This is a genomic window from Actinomadura meridiana (genome assembly GCF_039537545.1).
Lineage (GTDB): Bacteria > Actinomycetota > Actinomycetes > Streptosporangiales > Streptosporangiaceae > Spirillospora > Spirillospora meridiana.
In genome coordinates this window covers 177731-203905 of the sequence record NZ_BAABAS010000021.1, presented here as the reverse complement: position 1 = coordinate 203905, position 26175 = coordinate 177731, and the positions used below count along the sequence as shown (strand labels likewise).

General features: G+C 71.1%; 20 protein-coding genes and 1 riboswitch. Of the genes, 8 read left to right on the top strand and 12 right to left on the bottom strand.

Going from position 1 to position 26175, the window contains the following annotated elements:
- Positions 1–125: 125 nt before the first annotated feature.
- A complete protein-coding gene (locus ABD808_RS30755; RefSeq protein WP_344904143.1) occupies positions 126–1037 on the bottom strand; it encodes a helix-turn-helix domain-containing protein in 912 nt (303 codons plus the stop codon).
- A gap of 220 nt (positions 1038–1257) precedes the next feature.
- Positions 1258–2643, bottom strand: a complete 1386-nt coding sequence (locus ABD808_RS30750) for a M28 family peptidase (RefSeq protein WP_344904140.1) — start codon at positions 2641–2643, stop codon at positions 1258–1260.
- A 685-nt stretch (positions 2644–3328) separates the two neighbouring features.
- A riboswitch (cyclic di-AMP (ydaO/yuaA leader) is annotated at positions 3329–3472 on the top strand.
- A 6-nt stretch (positions 3473–3478) separates the two neighbouring features.
- Between ABD808_RS30750 and ABD808_RS30745 the strand changes: the two genes are divergently transcribed.
- Positions 3479–4168 carry an NlpC/P60 family protein gene (locus tag ABD808_RS30745; protein ID WP_344904137.1) on the top strand — a complete coding sequence of 230 codons (690 nt, stop codon included), beginning with the start codon at positions 3479–3481 and terminating at the stop codon, positions 4166–4168.
- 174 nt (positions 4169–4342) lie between these two features.
- On the opposite strand, the gene ABD808_RS30740 is transcribed toward ABD808_RS30745, so the two are convergent.
- On the bottom strand, positions 4343–5062 hold the full coding sequence (locus ABD808_RS30740; RefSeq protein WP_344904134.1) for a DUF4360 domain-containing protein: 720 nt from the start codon (positions 5060–5062) through the stop codon (positions 4343–4345).
- 485 nt (positions 5063–5547) lie between these two features.
- Here ABD808_RS30740 and ABD808_RS30735 point away from each other — a divergent pair, with 485 nt between their 5' ends.
- Together ABD808_RS30735 and ABD808_RS30730 are read left to right on the top strand one after the other, a co-directional pair.
- Positions 5548–9333, top strand: a complete 3786-nt coding sequence (locus ABD808_RS30735; protein ID WP_344904131.1) for a multicopper oxidase domain-containing protein — start codon at positions 5548–5550, stop codon at positions 9331–9333.
- Positions 9334–9535: 202 nt separating this feature from the next.
- Positions 9536–9970 carry a Fur family transcriptional regulator gene (locus ABD808_RS30730; RefSeq protein WP_344904128.1) on the top strand — a complete coding sequence of 145 codons (435 nt, stop codon included), beginning with the start codon at positions 9536–9538 and terminating at the stop codon, positions 9968–9970.
- A gap of 57 nt (positions 9971–10027) precedes the next feature.
- Here the strand turns inward: ABD808_RS30730 and katG are convergent, their stop codons facing one another.
- From katG to ABD808_RS30695, 7 genes are all read right to left on the bottom strand, one after another.
- Positions 10028–12256 carry a catalase/peroxidase HPI gene (gene katG / locus ABD808_RS30725; RefSeq protein WP_344904125.1) on the bottom strand — a complete coding sequence of 743 codons (2229 nt, stop codon included), beginning with the start codon at positions 12254–12256 and terminating at the stop codon, positions 10028–10030.
- 30 nt (positions 12257–12286) lie between these two features.
- Positions 12287–12718 carry a Fur family transcriptional regulator gene (locus ABD808_RS30720; protein WP_344904122.1) on the bottom strand — a complete coding sequence of 144 codons (432 nt, stop codon included), beginning with the start codon at positions 12716–12718 and terminating at the stop codon, positions 12287–12289.
- 70 nt (positions 12719–12788) lie between these two features.
- A complete protein-coding gene (locus ABD808_RS30715) occupies positions 12789–13637 on the bottom strand; it encodes a glutamate ABC transporter substrate-binding protein (protein WP_344904120.1) in 849 nt (282 codons plus the stop codon).
- A 38-nt stretch (positions 13638–13675) separates the two neighbouring features.
- The gene (locus ABD808_RS30710; protein WP_344904118.1) at positions 13676–15157 is read right to left on the bottom strand and encodes a hypothetical protein; all 1482 of its coding nucleotides are present in this window, start codon (positions 15155–15157) and stop codon (positions 13676–13678) included.
- Positions 15154–16515: a vWA domain-containing protein gene (locus ABD808_RS30705; protein ID WP_344904115.1), complete on the bottom strand. Its 1362-nt coding sequence runs from the start codon at positions 16513–16515 to the stop codon at positions 15154–15156. Before ABD808_RS30705 ends, ABD808_RS30710 begins: the two co-directional genes overlap by 4 nt.
- Positions 16516–16583: 68 nt before the next feature.
- On the bottom strand, positions 16584–18650 hold the full coding sequence (locus ABD808_RS30700) for a serine/threonine protein kinase (RefSeq protein ID WP_344904112.1): 2067 nt from the start codon (positions 18648–18650) through the stop codon (positions 16584–16586).
- Positions 18643–19725: a hypothetical protein gene (locus ABD808_RS30695; protein ID WP_344904109.1), complete on the bottom strand. Its 1083-nt coding sequence runs from the start codon at positions 19723–19725 to the stop codon at positions 18643–18645. The genes ABD808_RS30700 and ABD808_RS30695 overlap by 8 nt, the downstream gene beginning before the upstream one ends.
- Positions 19726–19859: 134 nt before the next feature.
- On the opposite strand from ABD808_RS30695, the gene ABD808_RS30690 reads away from it, so the two are divergent.
- A complete protein-coding gene (locus ABD808_RS30690) occupies positions 19860–20504 on the top strand; it encodes a DUF6962 family protein (RefSeq protein WP_344904106.1) in 645 nt (214 codons plus the stop codon).
- Between the two features lie 148 nt (positions 20505–20652).
- The gene (locus ABD808_RS30685) at positions 20653–22044 is read left to right on the top strand and encodes a hypothetical protein (RefSeq protein WP_344904103.1); all 1392 of its coding nucleotides are present in this window, start codon (positions 20653–20655) and stop codon (positions 22042–22044) included.
- Positions 22045–22131: 87 nt separating this feature from the next.
- Here the strand turns inward: ABD808_RS30685 and ABD808_RS30680 are convergent, their stop codons facing one another.
- Positions 22132–23022 (bottom strand): glycoside hydrolase family 19 protein, encoded by an 891-nt coding sequence (locus ABD808_RS30680; RefSeq protein WP_344904100.1) that lies wholly within the window; start codon positions 23020–23022, stop codon positions 22132–22134.
- 14 nt (positions 23023–23036) lie between these two features.
- Positions 23037–23552 (bottom strand): lytic polysaccharide monooxygenase auxiliary activity family 9 protein, encoded by a 516-nt coding sequence (locus tag ABD808_RS30675; protein WP_344904097.1) that lies wholly within the window; start codon positions 23550–23552, stop codon positions 23037–23039.
- Between the two features lie 459 nt (positions 23553–24011).
- Here ABD808_RS30675 and ABD808_RS30670 point away from each other — a divergent pair, with 459 nt between their 5' ends.
- The 3 genes from ABD808_RS30670 to ABD808_RS30660 are packed head-to-tail and all read left to right on the top strand — an operon-like array spanning position 24012 to position 26154.
- Positions 24012–24701, top strand: coding sequence for a hypothetical protein (locus ABD808_RS30670; RefSeq protein ID WP_344904094.1), 690 nt, complete (start codon positions 24012–24014; stop codon positions 24699–24701).
- Positions 24702–24724: 23 nt separating this feature from the next.
- On the top strand, positions 24725–25600 hold the full coding sequence (locus ABD808_RS30665; RefSeq protein WP_344904091.1) for an MBL fold metallo-hydrolase: 876 nt from the start codon (positions 24725–24727) through the stop codon (positions 25598–25600).
- Positions 25597–26154, top strand: coding sequence for a carboxymuconolactone decarboxylase family protein (locus ABD808_RS30660; protein ID WP_344904088.1), 558 nt, complete (start codon positions 25597–25599; stop codon positions 26152–26154). The genes ABD808_RS30665 and ABD808_RS30660 overlap by 4 nt, the downstream gene beginning before the upstream one ends.
- Positions 26155–26175 lie beyond the last annotated feature (21 nt).

Here is a 26175-nt window from a genome sequence, read left to right as displayed (position 1 = left end):
GTATCGAGGGTCCACGTTTCCACATGGAATGAAGGTGTGCAGACCATCAATTCTGGCCGTTTCGTCGAAAAACTGCAATGACGTCAACAGCGACGGAGAAAATTGACGAAGCTGGTTCCGGCCGCTCAGCGGAGCCCGTCGAGCAGCGAGACCAACAGTTCCCCGGTCGCGGCCGGCGGGGCCGCGTTGACCGACATCCGGTCCAGATGCCGTTTGTAGACCGCGAGGTCGGCGTCCTTGTCCAGGTAGAGCGCGCTGGTCAACTGCTCGATGTAGACGACGTCCGGCAGGCTCCGCTCCGCGAACCGCAGCAGCGAGAACGGCCCTGCCATCGCCACCAGCGCGCCCCGGGACGGCGGCACGATCTGGAGGCTGACGGACTCGGTGCCGATCGCGTCGAGCAGGACGTCGTACTGGGCGCGCATGACCTCCACATCGGCGACGGGACGGCGCAGCGCCGCCTCGTCCACCAGCGCCCACAGCCGGGGCGGCGCCTCGCGGCGCAGGATCCCCTGCCGCCGCATCAGCACGTTCACCCGGCGCTCGATCTCGGCGGCGGTCGCCGTGGGATGGCCGAGCCGCAGCACGGCACGCGCGTAGTCCTCGGTCTGGAGCAGGTCGGGGACGAACCGCGTCTCGTGGACGCGCAGCCCGGACGCCGCCTCCTCCAGCCCGATGTAGACCTCGAACCAGGGCGGCAGGATGTCGTTGTAGCGCTGCCACCAGCCGGGTTTGTTGGCGCCCTCGGCCAGGCTCAGCAGCGGCTCGCGCTCCTCGTCCGCGACGACGCCGTACAGGGTGAGCAGGTCGGCGACGTCGCGTTTCTTGAACCCGACGCGGCCGAGCTCCAGGCGGCTGATCTTGGAGGCGGAGGCGCGGATGGCGTCCCCCGCGTCCTTGGGCGGGATGCCCCTCGCCTCGCGCAGCCGCCGCAGCTGGCCGCCGAGCAGGATGCGCAGCACCGTGGGGCCGCTGTCGGCGGGGCCGCGCACACGGCGCCCCGCCTCGGGGACTTCGTCGGGTTGAAGCGCGTCCACGTCGGCTCCCACGCGCCACTGTGCGGCACGAATCGGCTGCATTCTGTGATGTCAACACTAGTGCCGATTCGCCGTGGAAGCAGGGTGTCTTCACCATCGGTGTCCGCGCCGACACGCAAGCGGTCGCCGGGCCGCACGGGGCAACGGCCCGGCCTCTCACGGTCCTATCATCCGGCGCACGGTCCGTCCGCGCGCCGCCCCGTTGGACACCGCTTCTCGGTTATGTGCGACGCGCCACGTCGTAGGCGGCGCAGCCGATCAGTTCGATGGACGCGCGGAGCCGTTCCACGCTGACGTTCTGGACGATCCTGTCCTCGGGCGTGTGGTAGACGGGTTCGAGCTGGCTGGGCGCGTCGTTGCCGCGCCAGCTGTAGTTGCCCGCGGCGATGCCGCGCTCGGAGAAGGACTCGTGGTCGCTGGAGCCGCGGGCCGTCGGCCCCCGCACCTGGTCGAGGTGGCCGAGGCGGCGCGCGGCGTCCTTCACCGCGACGGTGGTGGTGTTGTCGGAGCCGTCCAGGGACAGCAGCCAGTAGGTCTCCGCGGCCGGATGGCTGGTGCCGACCATGTCGTTCTGGAAGACACCGGTGATCTGCTTGACGCCCTCGTCGTCGAGCTGCTTCACGTAGTGCCTGGACCCGACCAGCCCAAGCTCCTCCGAACCCCACAGGCAGATGCGAATCGCCTGCCGGGTCGGCAGGTTGCGGAGGACGCGCGCCAGCTCCAGGCACAGCACGGCGCCGCTGCCGTCGTCGTTGGCGCCGGGCGAGCCCGGGACGGTGTCGTAGTGGGCGCTGACGATGACGGCCTTGTTCGCGTCGCTGTCCCCGTCATTGTTCCCGTCATTGCCCAGCGACGCCTTCCGCTCGGCCAGGACGTTGTAGGACGTCAGCTTCGAGTGCAGAGTGACCTCGACGGACAGGCGCTTGGCACCCGCCCGGATCCGTTCGCCGTGGTATTCGGCGAGGCCCAGCACCGGGATCGCGACCGTCCCGGCGAGGTTCGGGGTGAACGTGGCGGCCTTGCGTTCGGGGTAGGTGTCGGTGCGCACGTTGGCGATGAGCGCCGCCTTGGCGCCCGCGGCCTCGGCGGCCTTGGCCTGGTCGGTCTCCTTCCCGGCGACGCGGTCGAACAGCACGAGCTTGCCGCGCGCACCGCCCGGGACCTCGACGACCTTGCCGACGTCGAGCACGGCGCCGTCCGCGAGGCCGGTGGCGCCCTGCGCGGAGGCGGCGGTCTGCCAGAGCCGTTCGCCCTTGGCGCGGATCTCCGCGAGGGCCTTGTCGGGGACGGGGAAGGGCTGAAGCTCGACGTCGTAGCCGAGGCGGCGCAGCTGCCCGGCGATGTAGCGGGCGGCGCGGTGCTCGGACTCGGTTCCGGCGATGCGAAAGCCGATCTCGTCGCTGAGCACCTTCAGGTGCCGCATCGCCCGGCGGATGTCGATGCGGCCGACGACGGCCCTGTCGCCGGTGGTGAGGGTGGGCGGGCGGACGGCGCCGGGGCGCTGCCGGGTCGCGGCGGCGGCGGTGCCGGGCAGCAGGCCCACGGTCGCGAATCCGGTGAAGGCCGCGACCCCGGCGAGCAGGTCACGGCGGTTGACCTCGGACATTGGCATCTCCTCGGGAGCTGGGGGACGGGGCCCCGTTGCCGGTGAATCTATGAAATCGCGACAAGTCGGACAAGAATGGTCAGAAGGTCCGCAACAGAACCGTGATCAAGGTCGGCCTCGTTGATCAAGGACGGCCGGGTCAATGGCAGATCTTGTCCCCTTCCGGAGCGGACGCGATGATCAAGATCGTCGGCGAAAAGGGCCGCCGCCTTTCCCGCACATGCCCCTCCACCTGGGACGCTAACGGCGAGGACCCGGCACGGCCCCCGGACGGGGCGCCCCGGCCCGCCGTCGCGAAGATCGTCCGAGCCTGGGTCGCTGACCTGCGACGATCATGATTTTGTCGGGGTTTGCCATCCTTTGGCGTTCGGAGTAGCTTGTCGCTCACCGAAGCGCCCGCCAGGCGCCTTCCCCCCCGTGTCCCCCCGTGGACACGCCCGCTCCACCCGGCCCCGTCGGGTGGGGTGACGGCGCGAGCCACGTGTCGTCCGGTCCTGCCGCGCAGGGTCTCCCCGAGGCCCCTCTCAGCCCGCCCATGCGCACGCGATGAGCGTGCGGCGCTGACGGACGCCAGGACCCGAACACACAAGCACGGCCCCCGACGGGGGCGTGCCAAGACCATCCGCGCCGCTCTTTCGCGCACGGGACACAGGGTCCCGTGACGGGCCGTCGTGCCCACAGGATCGCAGCGGCAACGCCGAGTCCGCGCCGCGCGCGGAGCCGGGGACCCACCCGTCGCATCTGGGGTGAATCGGCCTGTTCCAGGCCGTAGGGCGACTTCCACGTCCGAACCCGTCAGCTAACCCGGTAGGCGGCTTGGAAGCTAGGAGTGCCCTTGAAAGGCAAGCACGACAAGCACGACAAGAACCGCTTCCCCTTCGGCCCCCGGACCACCGGCGCCGTGCTCGGCCTCGCCTTCTGCGGCGTGGTCGCGGCCACCGCGCAGGTCACCCTGTCGTCCGACGGGGACTCCGGCGCCCGTTCCGGCGCCCCGGTCACGGCGGCCGAGTTCCTCACCCCCGAGAAGAGCGACGGCCACGCCGACGCCTCCAGCGAGAAGTCGGACGACACGAGCGACCGGAAGGACGGCGAGAGGTCGTCCAACAGCGCGAAGAGCGCGCGTACCAAGGTGATCGAGCGGGCCAGGAGTTGGAACCCGCACACCTCCGACCGCGTGCCCTACAGCCAGACCAGGACCCACGAGGGTTACCGCACCGACTGCTCCGGCTTCGTGGCGATGGCGCTGGGGCTGCCCGGACCTGGCCCGAACACCGTCGGCTTCACCTCGTCGCGGTACACCGAGCGCATCTCGATGGACGAGCTGAAGAAGGGCGACCTCGTCATGGACGCCGAGGGCACCAACACCACCCGGCACGTCGTCATCTTCGAGAAGTGGGCCAACGGCAAGCACACGTCCTACTGGGCGTTCGAGCAGCGCGGCCGCTACGGCACCGACCACCGGACGCGCGACTACGGTCTGTCGTCGGGCAGCGAGTACAAGGCGTACCGGCCGAAGAACCTGTAACGCGGGACGCCACCTGATCACGGCGTCGTCCCGTCCGAAACCGGGCGCACTCCGTGATCAGGTGGCGACAAAAAGAATGGAAACGCGTTCATGGGCGCCCGGACGGCGCCCATGAACGCGAACCCCAAGTCAAACTGGTTCAGGATTCGATTTGTGGCTGGATCTGGCGATCGACTAGCAACGTTTCCAGGTCAGGTGGTAGACCGCGTCCGCGTTTGTCGATTCCATTGCGATGAAACTGGGCTTCTTCGCGTCGGAGTCGCCCTTGTCGATCCGAAGTTGCGTGTTGATGTTCAGGTTGCGTTCCTTGCCGCACGGGGCGTAGACCCGCTTGGCCGGGTCGGTGCGGTCGCGGAACCGCCAGGCGCCGTCGTACGGGCCGTTGATCTCGTGGTTGACCGAGACGTTCTCGGAGCTGCCCTGGAAGTAGTAGTTCGTGCTGCGCAGGGCGGTGGCGCCCTTCTCCACGTGGGCGGCGCCGCGGGACACGACTCCGACGACCGCGTATGTGTAGCCCTCAGGGGCGTTGACCTTGACGTTGATCTGGCAGTTGCGCCGGAACTCGGTGGGCGGGGCCTCGCCGCCGGCCCAGGCCATGTACTTCTGGTAGATGACCGTGAAGGCGGCGTTGTTGTGCGTGGGCACGACCTTCGTGGTACCGGCGGGGCAGCCCGAACCGAGGATGGTCTCCACCTGGATCGTGACGTCCCTGGGCGCCGGCGCGGCGTCGGGCACGGGCTCGAACTCGGGCGCGTCGGGAGCGGGTTCGGCGGCGGCCACGGGGCCCGCCGTCACTGCGTCGGCGCCGTTGGTGCCGACATAGGCAACCGTCGCCACGGCGGGGACGAGCACCGCCGCACCAAGCGCGATTCCCAATCGTTTGGCGTTCATCATGGGGGGGTCTCTCAGGGGGGTAGTTGCCCCGGCGACTTCGTCGTCGCACATGCTCTCGCCGGCCGTTCCGGGCGGTTTCGGGGAGACTTTGTCGGCCGGGGCTGAATGGTGATCCTCTCGGACCGGAGAATCTGCGGAGAGGTTATTCCCGCGCCAAGCGGGCCGTCAACACCCTGGTATTGCCCCTTATTCACAATTAACTGCGCTTTTGAATCTCTCTTTAAGGACGCACGGAGAGTGATTTGGGACATGGGATCCGGGGCGCGGACGGGGGCGTCCGACGGTGAACGGCGGAGATGGCCACACCTGGCCGGGAACCTCCTGACTCCCTGAGTCGTCATAGAGTCAACACCCCGCGCAAGACGGATACGACGCGCGCCCCGCGAACCCCGCAGACGTACCGCGCACACCCCGCGCACGTCCAGGGCCGCCGCCATCGGACCGGCGGTCTCCGGCACAACGGGAGTTCCAGGGGGAATTCAGAGATGCCCGTGACCAGGGTGTACGACGTCGTGGCGCTGCACGTTCCCATCGTCTACGACGCGCACGGGGACCACGACGGCAATGGAATGATCTTCACTCTCGCCGAGCACGAGACGGCGCTGAACACGGTCGCGGAGACCTTTCCCACCCCGTTCCCCGATCCGGTGCGACATCCCGAGCTGCTCCCGGACCCGCATCCGCTGGTCCGCCCGCTCGTGCTGCGCGCCCGCGCCGGGGAGCGGATCATCATCCGGTTCCGCAACCGGCTGCGGCGGCGGGCCGGAATCCACGCCCAGGGCGTCGGCTACCGGGTGAAGACCGGCGACGGCGCCGCGGTCGGCCAGAACCCGGACTCCACCGTCAAGCCAGGTGGCGCCGCCACCTACGAATGGGACGCCGCCGACGAGGGCGTGTTCTTCCTCGGCGACCTCGCCGACCTGCGCGGCGGCGAGGACGGCTCGCAGGCGCACGGCCTGTTCGGCGCGCTGATCGTCGAACCCGCGAACGCCACCTGGACCGACCCGGTGACGGGCGAGCCGCTGCTCGACGGCCTGTACGCCGACGTGCACGTCCCCGGCCAGCCGAGCTTCCGCGAGTACGCGCTGTTCATGCAGGACGAGTCGCCCAACGACAACCCCGTCCTCCCGCCGCACCCGACCTACGAGTGCGACCTGCCCCGGCCGCACACGCACTCCCCGGCGGCGGGCGGGGAGCGGCTGGCGCCCGTCCTGTTCCCCGACCACGACGAGCACGGCGGCGGCGCTGGCAATGGTCCGGGTGGTGGACACAGTGGTGGTCACGGTGGTGGACACGGTGAGGAGCACGGGGGCGCGCGGGACGAGCACGCCGCCTCGATGATGCTGATGAGCTACCGCACCGAGCCGATGGGCTGGCGCTCGGTCGCCTACGAGCGGCTGCTCGCCGAGGGCGCGATCGACCCGGTGCGCGACGCGGTCGTCGGCGAGGAGCAGCACCACAGCTCCTGGCTGTTCGGCGACCCGGCCACGCCGATCTTCCGCGCCTACAGCGGCGACCACGCCAAGATCAGGCTGGTGCACGCGGGGGTGAAGGAGACCCACGTCTTCCACCTGCACCTGCACCAGTGGCGGGCCGTCCCCGGCAACGACGACTCGCCGATCATCGACTCCATCACCCTCGGCCCGCAGCAGGCGTTCACGATCGAACCGATCGCGGGCGCGGGCTCGGTGCAGGAGGCGACCGGCGACGTCATCTTCCACTGCCACCTCTATCCCCACTTCCACTCCGGGATGTGGGGGATGTGGCGGGTCTTCGACGTCCTCCAGGACGGCACGGGCCGCTATCCGGACGGCACGTCCATCGCGCCACTGCGTCCGCTGCCCGGCGGCCCCGTCCCGCCCGCGCCGACGCCGGAGCGGCCCGGGTTCCCGGCGTTCCTGGACGGGACGTACCCGCAGAAGTCCCCCCGCCCGCCGCGCACCCCGCTGATGCCGGAAGGGATGGGACGGGAGCCCACCGAACTGGAGCGGGCCGCGTTCGCCCCCGACCCGCAGCCGGGCGAGGCGTTCACCAAGGTCACGCTCGACCCGGACGCCCCGGTGCGTCGCTACCACCTCGTCGTCATGCAGGGCACGCTGCACTACTTCGAAAGCCGGAGAGAAGGTCGGAGGGAAAGCCACGGCGAAGGCGGGCACAAGGAGACGTGGCATGACCATCGCGGCACGTTCTTCGTCCTCCAGGAGGAGATCGACGACGCGGGCGGGATCGAGAACTTCCGGCGTGAACTGGCCGAGGGCAGGCGGAAGATCGAGCCCATCGCGATCCGTGGGCGCAAGGGCGAGGTCATCGAGTTCACCCTGACCAACGCGCTGCCGCCCGGCTGCCAGGCGGAGACGCCGTTCGACGCCGTGCTGCCGTTCCAGCCGGAGTGCGGGCTGCACGTCCACCTGGTGAAGTTCGACCCGCTGGTGTCCGACGGCGCCAGCGTCGGCTGGAACTACCTGTCCGGAGCGACCACGCCAGACGCGGGCGAGGACCACGAGCGGTACAGGTCGTGGATGTACCGGTGGTACTGCGACGAGGAGTTCGGCGTCGTCTTCTTCCACGACCATCTCCTCGCCAACGAGCGGCAGCGGCACGGCCTGTTCGGCTGCATGATCGCTGAGCCGGAGGGCGCCGTCTGGGTCGATCCGTTCGACCATGGCCGGGAGGTCCGCAACGCCGGGACGGCCGTGGTGCGGCTGCCGGACGGCAGCGCGTTCCGCGAGCGGGTCGTCCCGGTCGCCGACTTCGTCCCGCTGGTCAGGCACGGCGCCGGGGAGGAGAGCGAGCCGATCAACCCGCCGTCCTTCCCGGGGTCGCTGGACGACCAGGGCGCGATGGCCGTCGGCTACCGGTGCGAGCCGCTGCACGAGCGTCCCGGCGACCCCGCCGACTGGTTCTCCAGCGCCGTGCACGGCGACCCGCGCACCCCGATGCTGCGCGGCTACCCGGGCGAACGGCTGCGCGTCCGCCTCTACCAGGGGTCGCATGAGGAACAGCACGGATTCACCATGCACGGCATGCGCTGGCACGCCTGGCGGGACGACCCGCGCTCGCCGCTGCGCACGCAGCAGACCATCGGCATCTCCGAGGCGTTCAGCCTGCACATCGACGGCACGCAGAGCCCCGGCGACCACCTGTGGACCTTCTCGGCCATCGACGACACGTGGCTCGGCTGCTGGGGCTTGTTCCGCCTGCACGACGTGCGGCAGCACGACCTCCCGCCGCTGCCCGGCGCGTTCGCGGAGGTCGGGCCGCCGCCGTTCGACCCGGCGACCGCCCGCCGCTACCACGTGCGGGCCGTCGCCCGGGAGATCCACTACAGCGACCGGCGCAGCGACCCGTTCGGCCTCGTCTACACCGTCGACGGGGCGCCGGAGGACGAGCCGCTCGTGCTGCGCTGCCGCGCGGGCGAATGGGTGGAGGTGACGCTCGCGAACGAGGTGGACGTCCCGCCGGAGCCGACGCCGTACGACCCCCGCCTCCCGGCCCTGGACGAACCGGCCGACCGCGAGGTGTCGGCGCGGGTGTCGCTGCACCCGGTGGGGCCGCTGCTGTTCGACGTCCACGACAGCGACGGCGCGAACGTCGGCCGCAACGTCGACGGGACCGTCAAGCCGGGCGCCGCCGTCACCTACCGCTGGTACGCCGACACCCCGGGCGTCGTCCTCCTGGAGGACCGCGCCGACCTGCGCACCCACCGGCACCGCGGCCTGGTGGGCGCCCTGGTGGTGGAGCCCGCGGACGCGACCCCGAAGGGCGGCGCCTGGACGGGCGCGCAGGCCGTCATCCGGCGGCCCGGCGCCGAGGACGTCCACGAGCTGGTCCTGCTCCTCCAGGACGGCGTCCGCCAGTACCACCACGGCGACACCACCCAGCCGGTGACCGACCTGGAGGACGAGCCGGAGGACTCGGGCCAGAAGGCGTTCAACTACCGCAGCGCCCACCTGTACCCGCACCGCCCGTCGATGGCGGTCACCGACCCGGGGACGCCGATCCTGCACTGCCGTCCGCGCGAACTCGTCCGGATCCACCTGGCGGTGGCGACGGACCGGCCGCGCAACCACACCTTCCAGATCCACGGCCAGACCTGGCCCATGGAGGAGCACATCGAGGGCCCGCGCGTGGGCGCGATCGGCGGCCTCGCCAACGGCGGCCTGCGCACCCTCACGTTCAGGGCCGGACTGGCCGGTGACCACGCCTACCGGACAGGCGTGACGCGCTGGGCCCTGACCGAGGGGCTGTGGGGCCTGATCCGCGTCCGCTGACCCGCGTCCACCGTCCCGTCCGCTCCCCCGTCCACCGAGACCATCCTCCCCTCCCCGGCCGGTCGGCGGCCCTCCCCGGCCGCCGACCGGCCATCCCTTTTGTCCTGTATGACCGTTGAAGGATGAACTCTGGACGGATTGATTAGACTTGTGTCATTCGCTGTGTTAAGTCGTTTGCGTCTACGAGGGTAGGTTCGGCGCCATGACCGCATCCGGGACCCCGACGACCGCCGAGGAACTGCGAGGGGTCGGCCTGCGGGTCACGGCGGCCCGGGTCGCGCTGCTGGAGACCGTCCGGGACGGCGACCACCTCGGGGTCGAGGCGCTCGCCGCCGGGGTGCGCGACCGCGTCGGCCACGTCTCGCTCCAGGCCGTGTACGAGGCGCTGCACGCGCTCACGGCCGTGGGCCTCGTCCGCCGCATCGAACCGGCCGGAAGCCCGGCCCGCTTCGAGGGACGCGTCGGCGACAACCACCACCACCTGGTGTGCCGTGACTGCGGCGCCGTCAAGGACGTCGACTGCGTCGTCGGGCACGCGCCGTGCCTGGAGGCGGTGGACGACGCCGGTTACCTGATCGACGAGGCCGACGTCACCTTCTGGGGTCTGTGCCCGGACTGCCGCCCGAAAACGGACTGACCGGCCGACCCCGAAGGGCCGACCGGCCAGCCGCCGAACGCGCTGATCAGGAACCGATCAGGACAGGTCGAACCTGTCCAGGTTCATCACCTTGTCCCACGCGGCCACGAAGTCGGTCACGAACTTGTCCGCGCCGTCGTCGCTGGCGTAGACCTCGGCGAGCGCCCGCAGCTCCGCGTGCGAACCGAAGACGAGGTCGACGCGGCTGCCCGTCCACCTGACCTTGCCCGAGGCGTCGACTCCCTCGAACGCCTCCGCGTCCTCGGACGTCGGCCGCCAGGTCGTGTCCAGGTCGAGGAGGTTCACGAAGAAGTCGTTGGTGAGCGTCCCGGGCGCGTCGGTGAACACGCCGTGCCGCGACCCCTTGTGGTTCGCGCCGAGGACCCGCAGGCCGCCGACGAGCGCCGTCATCTCGGGCGCGCTGAGCGTGAGCAGGTTCGCCCGGTCGAGCAGCAGGTACTCGGCGGGCAGCTGCGCGCTCTTCCCGAGGTAGTTGCGGAACCCGTCGGAACGGGGCTCCATCGCGTCGAAGGACTCGACGTCGGTCTGCTCCTGCGTCGCGTCCGTGCGTCCCGGGGTGAACGGCACCTCGACGGTGCGACCCGCCGCCTGGGCGGCCCGCTCGACGGCGGCGACACCGGCGAGCACGATCACGTCGGCGAGGGAGACCCGCGTGTTCCCGCTCTGCTCGGCGTTGAACGCCACCTGCACGCCCTCCAGGACGCGCAGCACCGACGCCAGCTCGTCGGGGTCGTTGACCTCCCAGCCGCTCTGCGGCTGGAGCCGGACGCGCGCGCCGTTGGCGCCGCCCCGCTTGTCACCGCCGCGGAACGTCGAGGCCGACGCCCACGCCGTGGCGACCAGCTGGGACACCGACAGCCCGGACGCGAGGATCCGCGCCTTCAGCGCGGCGACGTCCGCGGGCCCGACCAGCTCGTGGTCGACGGCCGGAACCGGGTCCTGCCAGACCATCGTCTCCGCCGGGACCTCGGAGCCGAGGTAGCGCTCGACCGGGCCCATGTCACGGTGCGTCAGCTTGAACCACGCGCGGGCGAAGGCGTCCGCGAACACGTCGGGGTTCTCCAGGAACCGGCGCGAGATCGGCTCGTAGATCGGGTCGAGCCGCAGCGACAGGTCCGTCGTCAGCATGGTCGGGTGGGTGCGCTTGGACGGGTCGTGCGCGTCCGGCACCGCGTCCGCGCCGGCGCCGTCCTTCGGCCGCCACTGGAACGCGCCGGCGGGGCTCTTGAACAGCTCCCACTCGTAGCCGAACAGCGTCTCGAAGAAGCTGTTGTCCCAGGTCGTGGGGGTGGGCGTCCAGATGCCCTCCAGCCCGCTGGTGATCGCGTCGGCGCCCACGCCGGTGCCGTGCGTGCTCTTCCAGCCGAGGCCCTGCTGCTCCAGCGGGGCGGACTCCGGCTCGGGACCGACATGGTCGGCGGTGCCCGCGCCGTGCGTCTTGCCGAACGTGTGGCCGCCCGCGATCAGCGCGACGGTCTCCTCGTCGTTCATCGCCATGCGGCGGAACGTCTCGCGGATGTCCCGGGCGGCGGCGATCGGGTCCGGGGTGCCGTTCGGGCCCTCCGGGTTGACGTAGATCAGGCCCATCTGGACGGCGCCGAGCGGGCTTTCGAGGTCGCGGTCGCCGGTGTAGCGCTCGTCGCCGAGCCAGGTGGTCTCCGGGCCCCAGTAGACGTCCTCGTCGGCCTGCCAGGCGTCCTCGCGTCCACCCGCGTAGCCGAAGGTCGTGAAGCCCATCGTCTCCAGCGCGACGTTGCCGGTGAGGACCAGCAGGTCGGCCCAGGAGATGGCCTTGCCGTACTTCTTCTTGACCGGCCAGAGCAGGCGGCGGGCCTTGTCGAGGCTCGCGTTGTCGGGCCAGCTGTTCAGCGGCGCGAAACGCTGCTGGCCGGACCCGGCGCCGCCGCGGCCGTCATGGATGCGGTACGTCCCGGCGCTGTGCCACGCCATCCGGATCATGAACGGGCCGTAGTTGCCGAAGTCGGCGGGCCAGAAGTCGCGCGAGGTCGTCAGGACCTCGGCGATGTCGGCCTTGACGGCGGCGAGGTCGAGCCCGCCGAACGCCGCCGCGTAGTCGAAGTCCTCGCCGAGGGGGTTCGCCACGGCGGGGTTCTTGGAGAGGATCTTCAGGTCGAGCCGGTTCGGCCACCAGCCGCGGTTGCCGCCGCCCTGCGTGGGATGGGGGGCGCGCGTGTGAACGACCGGGCACCCGCCCTCGCCGACCGACCCGGTGTCGGGGGCCGCTATGTCCTTGTTCTCGGTCATCTGGTTCCTCCCATGGCTGTGCGTGGTGGATCAGGCGCTCTCGGGCGCGGAGCAGGCGGGGCACAGGCCCCAGTAGACGACCTCGGCCTCGTCGATCGTGAAGCCCCGGTCGTCGGAGGCGGTCAGGCAGGGGGCCTCGCCCACCGCGCAGTCGGCGTCGGCGATGGACCCGCACGCCCGGCAGACGACGTGGTGATGGTTGTCCCCGACCCGCGACTCGTAGCGCGCCACGAACCCGGCGGGCTGGATCCGCCGTACCAGGCCCGCGTCGGTCAGCGCGCGCAACGAGTTGTAGACGGCCTGGTGGGAGACCTTCGGCAGCTCCCCGCGCACCGCGCCGATGATGGTGTCGGTGTCGGCGTGCGGATGCGCGTGCACCGCCTCCAGCACCGCGACCCGTGGCCGGGTCACGCGCAGGGCGGCTCCGCGCAACCGCTGCCGGAAGTCCGAGGCCGTCGCCATGGCCCCAGGCTCGTGCATTTTCTGGAATCAGTCAAGATAAGGAATGATTCCTCTCCCTGAGGGCGACAGGTCAGGTGCAGCCCTCGAACGCCGGGACGGTGATCGCGACGGCGAAGTCGACCGCCCCGAACCAGTCGGTGAGCATGGTCTTGGCGATGCCGCGCTGGTACATCTCCGTCAGCGCCCGGTTGACCGCCAGGCAGCCCTCCACGTCGCCCTTGCGGATCCCGACCCCGTACTTCTCGTTGGTGAACGGCGCGTTGACCATCGTGGTGCCGGGGCCGCCGTCGATGGCGTAGCCCGCGAGGATCAGGTCGTCGGTGGAGACCGCGTCCAACTGGTGCCCCGGCCCCCGCAGCTTGGCGACGCAGTCCCCGTAGGATTCCGCCGGCACCAGCTCCGCCGCGACCTCGCGCTCCACGGTCACCCGCTTCCAGGAGTTGGACCCGGTCACCCGGCAGAGCTTCTTTCCCGCCAGATCGCTCACGTTCTTGATCGAGCTGTCGCCCGTGCGGACGAGGATGTCCTGGTGGGCCACGTAGTACGGGCCGCCGAAGGTGACGTCCTGCTTGCGCTGCGGGGTGATCGAGTAGCTGGCCACCACCAGGTCGACGTCGCCGTTCCGCAGCGCCTTCTCCCGGTTCTCCGAGGTGACCGGGACGAACCTGACGTGCTCGGCGTCGACGCCGAGCCGTCCCGCGATGTAGGTGGCGACGTCGACGTCGAAGCCCTCGAACCTGCCGTTCGGCTTGAGCAGGCCCACGTGCGGCTGGTCGGTCTTGACCCCGATCGTCAGGCGGTCCGCGCCGACGATCGTGGTCGTGGCCGCGTCGCCGCCGGTGGCCCGGTACACGGCCAGGGCCGCGCCGACGACCACGACGGCGACGATCACGATGACGGCGTTACGGAGTCCACGCACGGGCGGCTCCTCCCTTCACGTTCAGCGGTACTCGCACGTCAGCGGTACTCGGCCAGCCGGGGCCACACGCCGCCCACGACCAGCGCGGCGATGGCGACGCCCGCGATCGGCAGCAGCCACGGCCACGGCCGCACCGCCCGCTCCCCGCCCCGCACCATGCGGGTCACCACGACCTGGCGGCGGCCGACGAGGGCGTCCAGGCCCGCGTCGTTCTCCCGGAAACTCGGATGGGACAGGTACTGCCACTGGGGGTCCATGTGGGCCTGGGCGGCGGCCTGCCCCTGGTTCGCCCTGGCGAGGATGCGGACGAGACGGTCCCGCTCCTGGTAGGCGCGGAAGCGGTCCAGCAGCGTGTCGGCGACGTTCCGCTGCCCGCGCGCGGCGCCCTCGGACGCCGCGACGCCGTACAGGCCCCCGAAGTCCGTCTCGTGCGGGGCCCTCTCGTAGCGCCTGATCTTGTCGTTCAGCATCGCGTAGTAGGTCCGCAGGTTGTTCGCCTTCGCGATGAACAGCATCGCCTGCGACTTCTCGAAGTAGGTCTGGTCGTAGCGGTCGGCGGCCTCCGGGTCGAGCAGGGAGCGGGTGCGGTCCGAGTCCAGGCTCTTGCCGATCGCCCGCGCCCGCGACAGCCGCAGGACGGGGTCGAACCCGTCGTCCTTCGCCATCCGCAGGTAGTCGGCCTCGGTGGCCAGCAGCGACGCCGCCGCCGCGGTCACCGCGACCGTGCCGAGCGCGGCGGCGACCAGGCACAGGCTGATCACCCGCCGGAACCGGCGGGCCAGATAGACCTGGAGGCCCACCAGCGCGGCGAGCGCGACCAGGCCGAGGCCCAGCACCCAGGCCCGCCCGGCCCGGACGTGCGACAGCGGCTCACCGTAGGAGTGCTCCACGGCGGCGGCACCGGCGAGCGTGAGGTTGTTGGCCTTGGGCAGCAGATCCTCGTTCATGATCTTGGTCGCCGCGCGGTACTCCTGCACCGCGTCGTCCGGGAGGGCCCCGAACGGGTGCGCGACCTCGCCGCCGCGCTCCATCGCCGCCTGCACGCGCTGGTCGTACTGGGACAGCCCGTCCAGCACGGACCGGACGGTCTGGAGCTGCAACGGGTCGTCCTGGGCGAGCCGCGCGGCCTGGAGCACGGCGCGCTGCGCGTCCTCACGGCGGATGTCGTAGAAGTAGCGCGGCAGGCTCCGGTTGCAGGACGAGCCCGCCACCTGCTCGGAGCGTTCGACGTCGCACAGCCACTGCTTCTCGCCGCCGGTCAGCAGCACGTTGGTGACCTGGGCGTCCATGTCGCTGAGCGCGAGGTAGACGTCGTTGGTGGCGACCACCATCGGGCCCTCGTCATGGCCGATGGCGCGCAGCGCGGACCGCGCGTCGCGCACCATGGCGCCGGTGACGGTGAACAGCACGATGACCGCCACCAGCGCGACGGCCGTCAGGGCCTGGACGCGGCGCGGCACGGTGCGCAGCCGGAACGGCCGGTGGAACGGCCGGTGGAAACGTCGACGGAGGACGCTCACTCGCCGTCCTCGCCCTCGCCGGTCACGGGCGGCCGCCGGGCCGACTCGCTGGAGTCGGTGTCCAGGGCGATGATGTCGGCGTCGTCGACGTCCTCGCGGGGCCGGATCTCACCGGTCTCCTGGACGACGACCCGGTCGAGCCGTCGGGACGTCCCCGTCGCGCCGGACCGTTCCGCCAGGTCGAGCGCCCGCCTCAGCTCGCGGCCCGCCGCCGCGTCGTCGCCGCTCCGGTACGCGGCGAGGCCCTGGCTGACGGAGTCGGCCAGCTCCTCCCGCCGGGAGTAGTGCTCGACCGACGGGTGGCGGCCGGTCGGCCGCGCCTTGTCGTCGGTCCACTCGACGAGGACCATGCCCTCGGCCAGCGGCTCGTCCGGCGCGCCGCCCGAACCCGGCAGCACCATCGACACCCGCGCCGCCTGCATCCGCTGGTGCGGCCTGCCGACGGGCACCGTGACGCACAGGTGGTAGTCGCGCTTCTCCGTGCCCCAGATGCCCGTGGCGTAGTCGCCCGTCGCGGGCCCGCCCCCGCCGTCCCCACCGTCGTCCACCTTTGGGTCCTTCTCCATTCGTTTGTCGGTCAGGTCGCGCCGTACTGGATACACCTGTTTCAGGAACCGCAGCGACGCCCGGTCGGGCGTCCACACCCGCAGCGACACGTCGGCGACCGCCTTGCCCATGGCCCGTCCGATCATCTCGGTGAAGTCGGCCACGAGGTCGCGCGGATCGGCCACCAGCCCGAAGCCGCCGAGCAGCCGGGACGCGACCGCCCGCAACTCGGCGGGCTCCCAGTCGGCGCCGACGCCCCGGCAGTCGCAGACGAAGCGTCCGGCGCAGCCCGCCAGCGCGGCGTCCAACTCGGCCCGGCTCTCGTGCTCGTTGCGGCCGTCGGTGAGCAGCACGGCGTGCCGGATCCCGTGCCCGGAGTCGGCGAGCAGCTCCCCGGCCAGCGCCAGCCACCGGCCGATCCGGGTGCCGCCCGCCGCCGACAGCCCGGAGATCGCCTCCTTCGCGGCGGCCTTCCCCCGGTCGGTGGCGCGGGCGAGGAGCACGTCCCGCGGGTACACCATCGCTGCGTCACGCGACCCTGCCACGATGGCGAAGTCGACGTCCTCGCGCAGCGCGTCCACCGCCGCCTTGGCGGCCTGCCGGGCGGCCTCCAGCCGTTCGCCCGCCATGGACGCCGAGGTGTCGACGATGATGACCTCCGCCGCCGACGCCGACCGCTCCGCCCTCGGCGGCCCGGTGCCCACCGGATCGCCGCGCGCCTCGACCCGGACGATGGCATGGACCTGCGTACCGTTCGCGGGGAGGTAGGGGTTCTGGTGGATCTGGACGGCGAAGTCGGGGCGGTCGCTCATAGGTCACCTTCCTGGGGGCCGGAGACAGGGAGCCGGGGGCGGGGGCCCTGGGGGTGGGGGCGGGCCGGTCAGGGGCCGAGCAGCGTCCTCGGGCGCACGGCGTTGGCCCTGTTCACCAGCGCGTGCCTGGCGTCCTTGTCCTCGGCGACCTTGGCCAGCGCACGGTAGGTCCGTTCCAGCTCGCGGCGCAGCCCGGTCCGGGTCAGGGGCGCGTTGATCAGCAGCGTGTCGGGATGCTCCTCCCTCCTGGCCTCCACCCAGGTCAGCGCGGCCTCCAGCAGTTCGGCGACGAGCCGGCGGCGGCGCTCGCCGTCGACCCGCGCGTGGTCGAGCCGTTTCGCGGCGTCCAGCAGGTCGGCCAGGCACAGCCGTTCGGGTGGCCGCCCCCGCAGCGTCGCCGCCATCGCCGCCATCTGCGCGGCACCATAGTGCCTGGACAGCGACGGCACGTCGTCGAGCGCGTCGACCGCGCCGCCCCGATCCGACAGCGCGAGGCGGGCGCGGGCCAGCCCGAACGCCGCGCTGAGGTAGCCGCGGTCGGTTCGCCAGACGCTCTCGTACCGGCGGGCGGCGCCGGTCATGTCGCCAGCGCCCTCGCAGCAGAACGCCAGCGCCAGCTTGGGCGCCGCCTCGCCGGGCATCCGGTCGTAGAGGCCGTCGAACAGGCCCTCCGCCGCGCCGTACTCGCCCGCGACCAGGGCGCTGACCCCCTCGTACCAGCGGATCCGCCAGTCGGGCTCGTGGTCGGCGGGCGTCGCTCGGGCGAGGTCGCCGAGCAGCGCGTCGGCCTCGTCGCGACGGCCGCCGTCCAGCTCCGCCTGGATCTCGACGAGCCGCTCGGCGGGCTCGTCGGGCTCGGTCGCGCGGCCGTCCGCCACGGGGACGGGCAGCGCCGCCGCGGCCGTGCGCGGGGCGAGCGAGCCGAGCGGCGGGCCCGCCCGGTGGGACGCGGTGATCTCGGTGCCCGCGGCGATCCGCTCCCGGCCGAACAGGGTGGACGGCACCGGCCACGGGTCGGCGTTGCGGGGCGCGGACATGACCTCCCGCAGCACGCCGAACAGCTGCTCGGCCATCTCCGCCGCACCGCTGAACCGCCGCGCCGGATCGCGGTGGGTGGCGCGGCGCAGCAACCGGTCGTAGGAGTCGAACCGCTTCAGCACCGGCACCTCGTCGCGCGTGGGCAGGCACGACTCGAACTCGCCCGTGTAGTCGAAGTCGAAGCTGAGCACCGCCATCGTGCGGCCCACGGTGTACAGGTCGGAGCTGATCGACGGGTTCTGGGCGGGCAGTTCGGGCGCTCCGAAGCCGCGCGTGCCGTAGATCGGCGCGTCGGGGCGTTCGCCGTCCATCCGCCAGGCGGCGCCGAGGTCGATGAGCGTGATCCGCTGCTCGCACTGCATGACGTTGGCGGGCTTGAGGTCGCAGTAGAGGATGCGGCGCGCGTGCAGGTAGTCCAGCGCCCAGAGCATCTCGATGCCGTAGGCGATGACGTGGTCGACGGGGAGCACGGCGTCGGGGCCCTCGTCGCCGCGCTGGGCCTCCAGTAACTCCTGGAGGGACCGGCCGCCGACGTACTCCATCACGATGTACCGCTGCGCGGCGGGCGACCCGGTCGGGTGCCGGACGAAATTGTGGATCTTGACGACGTTGGGGTGGCTCACGGCGGCGAGCGCGGCCCGTTCGGACTCGGGCACGTCGGCGATGTCGGCACCGGCGTCCAGCAGGCCCTTCAGCACCACCCAGTGGCCGACGTTGTTGTCGTGCGCGAGGTAGATCCGGCCCTGGCCGCCGTGCGCCAGGCAGCCCTGCACCTCGTACTGGCCGCCGACCATCTCGCCGGGGCGGAGCGGCGGGATCGACTCGTCGCCCGGCGGCACCGGCAGCACTGCCCGCTCGGGGTCGTGGTACGGGACGGGCGGCACACCCGCCATGTCGAGCAACCCGTAGGGCGCGAGACGCCTGGACGTGGGCCGCCCGTCGGGCCGAGGCCCCGGGGCCCTCGGGCCGGGCCACGGGCTGGTGGGCGGGATCGGCGCCGCCGGGGCGGGCTGCGGAGCCATCCCGCAGTAGTCGCAGAACCCGTCCCGGACGGTCCCCTTGCGGCACAGGACGCAGTCGTCCTCGCCGCTAGCCATCCTGAAGCTCCCGCATGTAGCGCATCACGGCCGACTCGGCGTCGTCGAGATCGCACGGAGCAGTCCACAGCACGTCGTGCGCGGCCTGGTACAGGCCGTCCAGGCGAGGGTCTTCGGCGCGGCCCAGGTTGCGCGCCATGACCTGCAACGACGCCAGGCCGCCGCGAAGCTCCTCCCGCATGTCGAGCGGCTCCTGGACGAGGGTGAGAGCGGCGTCCGCCCGTTCCAGCGCGGACGCGGCGGCCCGTTCCAGCTCCGACGCCCCGGCGAGGAGCCGGGCCCAACGGTGGCGCTCGCGGGGTTCGTCCAGGTCGGCGAGGCGTTCGAGCAGCCCGGCGGCGTCCGGCACCTCCGGGACCGGGGAGGAGATCTTCCGGACCGTCGCGTCCCTGACCTCCCGCGCCTTGCGCAGCGTCGCCTCGACGGACCCGAGCACCGTCCGGACCCGGCTGAGCGCGTCGCTGTACTCGCGGCCCGCCCTGACCTGGTCGGCGAACGCGCACAGCCACGCCTCGACCTCGGACTCCTTGACCGCGATCAGCACCTTGCGGTCGGCGGACGGGTCGAACACGCGGCGCGACCGGATGACGTCCTGGTGGAACTGGGCCGACGCGATGAACGCCAGGTCGCCGGGCGCGTCCTGCAACGCCTGCCGCAGGTCAGGGGCGTCGAGCAGGCGGAACGCCTCGTTCAGCGCCGTCCCGACGACGCCCTTCGGATCGTGGTGGACGTAGCCCGCGTGCAGCGCGACGCGGAGCCTGATGCGGGTCTCGGCGCCGACGGACTGGTTGTGCCGTTCGAGCTCGGCGGACAGATGGAAGGGCAGCGGCTCGACCAGCCGCGACTGCGGGCCCTCGGTCTGGACGAGGAAGAACGCCCCGTCGCCCCGGTCCTCGTGGTAGCGGTCGTCCGGCGGGATCCCGGCGCGGGCGAAGGACCGCTCCAGCGCGTCGTAGAGGCCCCCGCGCATGTCGGCGCGTTGCGAGTCGTTCAGGCCGGGGCGGCAGAAGCTCTCGATGTCGACGCAGATGATCGCCCGGTGAACCCTCCTGTGCGAATGGGAGACAGAGGTCAACGGAAACTCCACGACGCGGGCGTGGGGGGCGTGGGCGCCCCGCCCCGTCACGGTGCGCCCCTGACAAAGTCACCGTTCATGATATACGTCGAACGGCTGCGTAGAGTGAGCGATTTGCCTTGTACCGTGCAGGTATGCTCGCGGAACCAGCTCCCGCGCTGAGCGATCTCCTGCTGGGCCTGATCGTGATGGCCCTGGCAGTCCGGCTGGGGCACGCCTCGAAGGCCAGCCGCCACTGGCGCACGTCCTTCTGGTGGGCGGGCGTGGCGGCGCTGGCCGGATTCGTCCACCACGGGTTCGTGAAGTACTCCGACCGGTGGGACGGGCCGAGCTGGGCGATCATCAGCGCCATGGTCGTGATCGCGGTGTCCTACCTGCTGGCGGCCACCGTCGCCGACGTGCTCGGCCCCCGCCACCACCGGACGTTCTGGCTGCTCCGCTCGATCGGGCTCGGCGCCTACGCCGTCCTCGCCGTCACCGGGCACGCGGGCGTCGCCGCGCTGCTGGCGTGCGAGAGCCTCACGATGGTCAGCATCCTGGTACTGTGGGGGTGGGCGGCCCATCGCCGCCATCCGATGGCGGGCCCGATGATCGTCGCGTTGGCGGCCAGCGGCGCCGCCGCCGCGACCAAGGCGATCGACCCGAGCGTGACCGGCCGCGTGGGGCTCGACCCGACGTCCGTCTACCACCTGGCGCAGATCGCGGGCATGGTGCTGCTGTATCTGGCCGTCAGCGCGCCGCGCCGTCACGGTCCCGAGCCGCATCCGGCCCCCGGCTGACCCCGCGCGACCGCGCCGCCCGATTCGAGGTTTCCGGGCGCGGGCCCCAAGGTCGGCGCAATGGGCGTCCCAAGGCTTGGCAAGCCCCCGCGCCGAGCGGCGGAGACGCGGCCCGGCGGTCGTAGGGTCCCGCGCGGAAGGGGTGCTCATGATCATGAGGAGACGGTGGAAGGTCGCCCTGGTGGCGGCGGGGGCGAGCGCGACGGCGATCGCCGTGACGGGCGGTGCGGGCGCCGCGTCCGGAACGGTGGGGCGCGGCGGCTGGGTGCTGGTGGACCACGAGGGCTTCGATCGTCCGCTGAAGGTCGACGGCGCGCCGTGGCGGCTGGACCCGCAGGGGCCGCACAGCCCGTGGAACGTCGGGCCGTTCGACGACGACGGCGAGGCCTGGACGAAGATCAGCGGCCCGCTGTTCGCGGAACAGCTCGCCACCCTGAACGTCTTCCGCAAGCGCGTCGCGTTCGGCCGTGACGGTTGGCTGACCGCCGAGGTCGCCGCCGTCGACAAGGACCACGACGGGCGTCCCGACTCGCGGCCCGGACTGTCGACCGCGTCCCTGCCGGGCGGCCAGCGCGCCGCGCGGATCTCCGAGCCGAGCTGGGACGCCGGGGTCCTCATCCGGCCGACGCGCCCGCTGCCGCCGCACTACCGCGTGGAGATGACCCTGCGCGGCATCGACTTCGGCGGCAAGCGGAACGGCACCTTCAACTACAACGGCAAGCACAACGGCTATGCCCCGGGGGCGTGCAAGACCCGGTACCCGTGGACGTTCGAGGGCGCGATCCCCGGCAGGACGCGCTGCGAGTATCCGGATGTGACCCGTGAGAACGGGTTCTATTACATGACGATCCTCGACTACGCGAACCCGGCGCCGCACGGCAATCCGGGCATTCACTACCGGCGCAAGGTCATCATGGACGGCTACTACGCCGACGACGACCGGTGGAAGAACGCCGGGACCTGCAACCCGAAGACCCACAAGATCTACCGGACGTTCGACGGCACCTTCAACGGGGTCAACGCGCTGTTCGTGCGCGGTGACAAGTTCCGCGAGAAGTCGAACAACAACATCAGCCAGGAGTACTACATCAAGACGGCCTGCGGGAACGTGTCGATGGACAAGCCGTACGGGCCGAACGGCCAGTTCAAGCAGCACCTCACCAGCGCCGAGATCAGGCCGGAGCTGCTGCCTGAGAAGGAGTACCGGTTCGCGATCGAGCGCGACGCGACGGGCTACACGCTCGAAATGAGCGGCCCGTTCCTGCACACCGGGCAGACGACGCTGCGCGTCCACCACGACTTCGTGGAGGACGGCCGTCCGATCTGGCACTACAACCAGACGCCGGGCGAGTACGACGGCCGTTTCGACCGCAGCCTGAAGCACGTGGGCCCGGCCGGGACGTACTGGACCCGGCACACATGGCCGAAGGGGTCGGCCTACCCCGACTCGTTCATCATCGGCGACCCGCACCTGAACTACTACGAGGGTTCGGCGTACGTCGACGACATCCGCCTGTACGTCCCCCGCGACGAGAAATAGGAACGCGATCGGCCCGCACGCGGTGATTGCCGGGGTGCGGGCCGATCGCGTCCGATCGGCTCGGTCACGCCCTTCTGGTAGAGGGCGTCAGCAGGTCAGATTGTCGCCGGTGGGGACGCCGAGGATCTGGGTGAACTTCTTGTAGTTGTTCACCCTGCTCTGAACCTGGCCCGGATTTCCTCCGTTGCATTCCAGGGAGCCGTTGATGCTGCGGATGGTCTCACCGAACCCCCGGCTGTTGACCATCGCGTCGTGCGCGGTCATCGTGCCCGGGCCGTTCTGGGTCATCCAGTACCACAGCGCGGTCTTCCAGGACACGGCCGCGTCCCGCTCCACAAGGTACGGGTTGTTCAGCAGGTCGATGCCGAGGGCGTCACCCGCCGCCTTGTAGTTGAAGTTCCAGCTCAGCTGGATGGGTCCGCGTCCGTAGTAGGCGGCCTGCCCGGCGGGACATCCGTAGGGCTGGCTCTTGTCGCAGTAGTGCGGGTAGTTGCTCTGGTTCTGCTCGACGATGTAGACGAGCCCGCCGGTCTCATGGCTGACGTTCGCCAGGAAGGCGGCCGCCTCCTGCTTCATGATGGTGTCGCCGCCGGTGTTGGCGAACGCCGGGTAGGCCGCCATGGCGGCGGTCAGGCCACTGTAGGTGTAGAAGGAATTGCGGCTCGGGAACATCTGCTCGAACTGCGCTTCCGACACCACGAAGGCACTGCTGCCGGGCGGGTCCGTGGGGCTGCCGGGATCACCGCAGCCTCCCTTGTCGACCCAGACGACGGCGCTTCCCGGAGACTCGTTCTGCGTCCACCATTTCGCCGACCAGTTGTGCCCGTCGTGGGACACTACCGCGCCACCGGTATAGACGCCGGAGGCGTTCCATTCCGTGGCGCATTCGGCGGCGTTGGCCGACGCCGTCGGCAGAATGGCCGACAGGGCTCCCGCCGCGAGCAGCGCGGCGCCGAACAGCGTCAGTTCGCGTCGCATGCCGTTACCGGACGTCACTTCACGTTCACGTCGATGCAGGCGTAGAACGCGTTGCCGGTGTCGGCGATGTTCCAGATGGCGAGCACCTTCTGGTGGCCGCTGAGACCGCCGAAGTTGACCTGGTGGGAGATGGTCTGCGGCGGCTGCTGGTTGTTGCCGCTGATGTCCGCGATCTTCCGTCCGCCGACGTAGTACTCGTAGTTCGTCGTGCGGTGCCGGGCGGTGAACGTCCAGGTGACGGTCATCGTCTGGCCGACGTCGGTGACCTTCCAGCCCTTGCTGTCGTCGTTCAGCTCGGTGAAGCGCGATCCGCCGCTACAGGTGCGCTGGCCCTTCGGACCCTCGACGCTCTGCGGCTCGTACTTCACGCCGCCGCACTGGACGACTCCGGCGGCGCACTGCGCCTGGCGGCTCATCGGCGCCGACACGTACCCGTGCGCCCAAGCCGAGGTCGCCGGAATGATGGCGACGAGAGGGGCGGCCACGGTACCCGCCGCGATCGCGGCGAGCTTGCGCTTTGACTTCTTCATGCGGGGGGTCCTTGCCTTTGGGGTGGTCGTTTCTCATGCCCGACGGATTCCAGGAGGGCCGGGGAGGTCGCCGCGCGTTTCGGGCGGCTCGGCCCATTCGTCGGTGATGGAGGAGAGCGGGGCATGCGTACTCCATCTGATAGGAAACTTTCCTATCGAGTAGCTGCACGTTAACGCTCCGTCCGATTGCGGGCAAGGGTTAGGCCACAATCGTCGTTTCACGTATGCACGACCAGCGCAGGCCGAGAACTGAACCACCTTGAACGCTCCAATGAAATCGTCACCATCCCCCGACGCCGGTACGGGCGATTGGGCGAAACATGCCAAGCGGGTCGTTCGACCTGCCCTGTGACCTGCCAGGCTCGCGGGGCGGACGGCGGTCGGAGGGGGTCCCCGCGCACGGCGGACCGTCCGAAATGTATGGTTTGCAGTGAACTGTTCGGAACGGGAGGGTGGTCCATGGGGCGGCAACCGCTGAGCTGTCCGTTCTTCTTCGCGGTGGGGCTGCGGCCCGGTCCGGACGAGCCCGAGGCCGAACTGCGCGCACTGGCCGACTACTACGACACGATCCACCTCGCGGAGGTCGTCCGCCTCAACGAGGGTTTCGTCAGCGCCTCGCGCTACGAGCTGACCGACCCGCTCGACGACGAGACGGTCCCCTCCTGGCTGGCCGTCTACGGCATCGAGAGCGAGGACGCGGCTCACCGTTTCCTCGACCGTCAGGGTGACAAACGCCCCGTGTACGCCAACGGCCCGTCGTTGTTCTACAACGCCCCCGTGGTGTGGCGAATGGTCTGGCGGAGCGCGGGCTCGACCGGGGTGTCCGACCTCCTACCCGGCAAGATGGCCATGATCGGGATGGATCCCGCGGCCGACGCCACCGAGGCCGAGATCGCGGAGTTCGACGAGTTCTACACGGGCACGCACCTCCCCGAGATCGTCTCGGGACTCGGCTACGACCGGGGCACCCGCTTCCTGCTCTGGCACGAGTTCAAGCACCCCGACCCCGGCTGCCCGCGCTACAACGCGGTCTACGAGGCGGAGGACCCGAACCCCAGGCCACCGCACGTGCCCCCGCTCACCCCCGGGCCGCGGGCGTTCGAGGAGCGCCAGGTCAGGTGGCGGGTGAAGTACCGGCGAGTCACCTGAACCAACTTCCCGGGAGGGGACGCATGACCTCGGCGACGACCAAGACGGGCCGCACACAGGTGTCGCACGTCAGCGACGGGATCGCGCACGGCCCGCGACGCTACTGGTTCACCGGCGCGGAACCCGCGGAATGGATGCCCGCCGTGGGCGTCACCGAGCCCGACGCCCACTTCACCGTGACGTTCGGCGGCTTCCTCGTCACGGGCGACGGACACGTCACCGTGGTCGACGCGGGCTACGGCCACCGCGCCCATGAGATGCCCAGTCTGGACGGCGGGGGCGGCCTGCCCGCCGCGCTGTCCGCGCTCGGAGTCGAACCGGCCGACGTGGACCAGGTCGTCGTGACCCACCTGCACAACGACCACTGCGGCTGGCTGACCAAGGACGACGCGGGCACCCTCACGTTCCCGAACGCGACGGTCTTCGTCGACGAACGCGAGGTCGCCTACTGGACGAGCGACGAGGTCGACGCCATCGAGTTCAACCGCGGCGTTTCCGGCGACGTCCGTACGCGGGTCCGCGCCGTCAAGGACGGCGAGCGCCTGCACACCTTCACGGGCGAGCTGCGCCTGTCCGACGCGATGACCGTCCTGCCGACGCCCGGCCACACCCCCGGCCACGTCTCGGTACTGGTCGCGGACGGCGACGAGGCCACGATCCTTGCGGGCGACGCCTTCCACCACCCCGCGCATGTGGACAACCCGTGCTGGCTGCCGTCCGTCGACTACGAACCCGACGAATCGGTACGCAGCCGCAGACTGATCGCCGCGCTCGCCGCCGACCGCCACGCGAAGATCCTCGCCCCGCACTTCCCGCTGCCCACCGTCGTCACCGTGGACCGGACCTCGGACGGCCGCGTGCGGAGCACCGCCAGCCACGACGTGGAGGACGCGAAATGACCGAAACGGACCCTCGCATCGACCCCGTCGACGTGGACGCCTACCACCGACTCGAACGCGAGCTGTTCGGCGAGGACGCCCTGACGGGCACCGCCCACGTGTCCCGCACCTGGGCGAACAGCCCCGGCCTGATGAAGGCGCAGCGACCGCTCCAGAAGTACCTGCTCGGCCAGTCGCCGCTCCCCGCCCGCGACCGCGAGCTGGCCATCCTCCGCGTCGCCTGGCTGGGCCGCTGCGAGTACGCCTTCGGCCAGCACGTCCGGATGGGCGGCGCCGCCGGGCTGACGCCCGAGGAGATCGAGCGCGTTCCGCAGGGCCCGACCGCCGACGGCTGGACGGAGTTCCAGTCGATCCTCCTGCGCGCGGTCGACGAGCTGCACGCCAACGGCCGCCTGACCGACCCGACCTGGACGGCCCTGGCCGAGACCTACGACGAGGCCCAACTCCTGGACCTCGTCGCCGTCATCGGTCGCTACTGGACGGTCGCCGCGATGCTCAACACCGTCAACGTCCAACCGGAACCCGGCCTCCCGACCTTCCCGACGACCGCGTAACCGCCACCGCGTAGCCGCCGC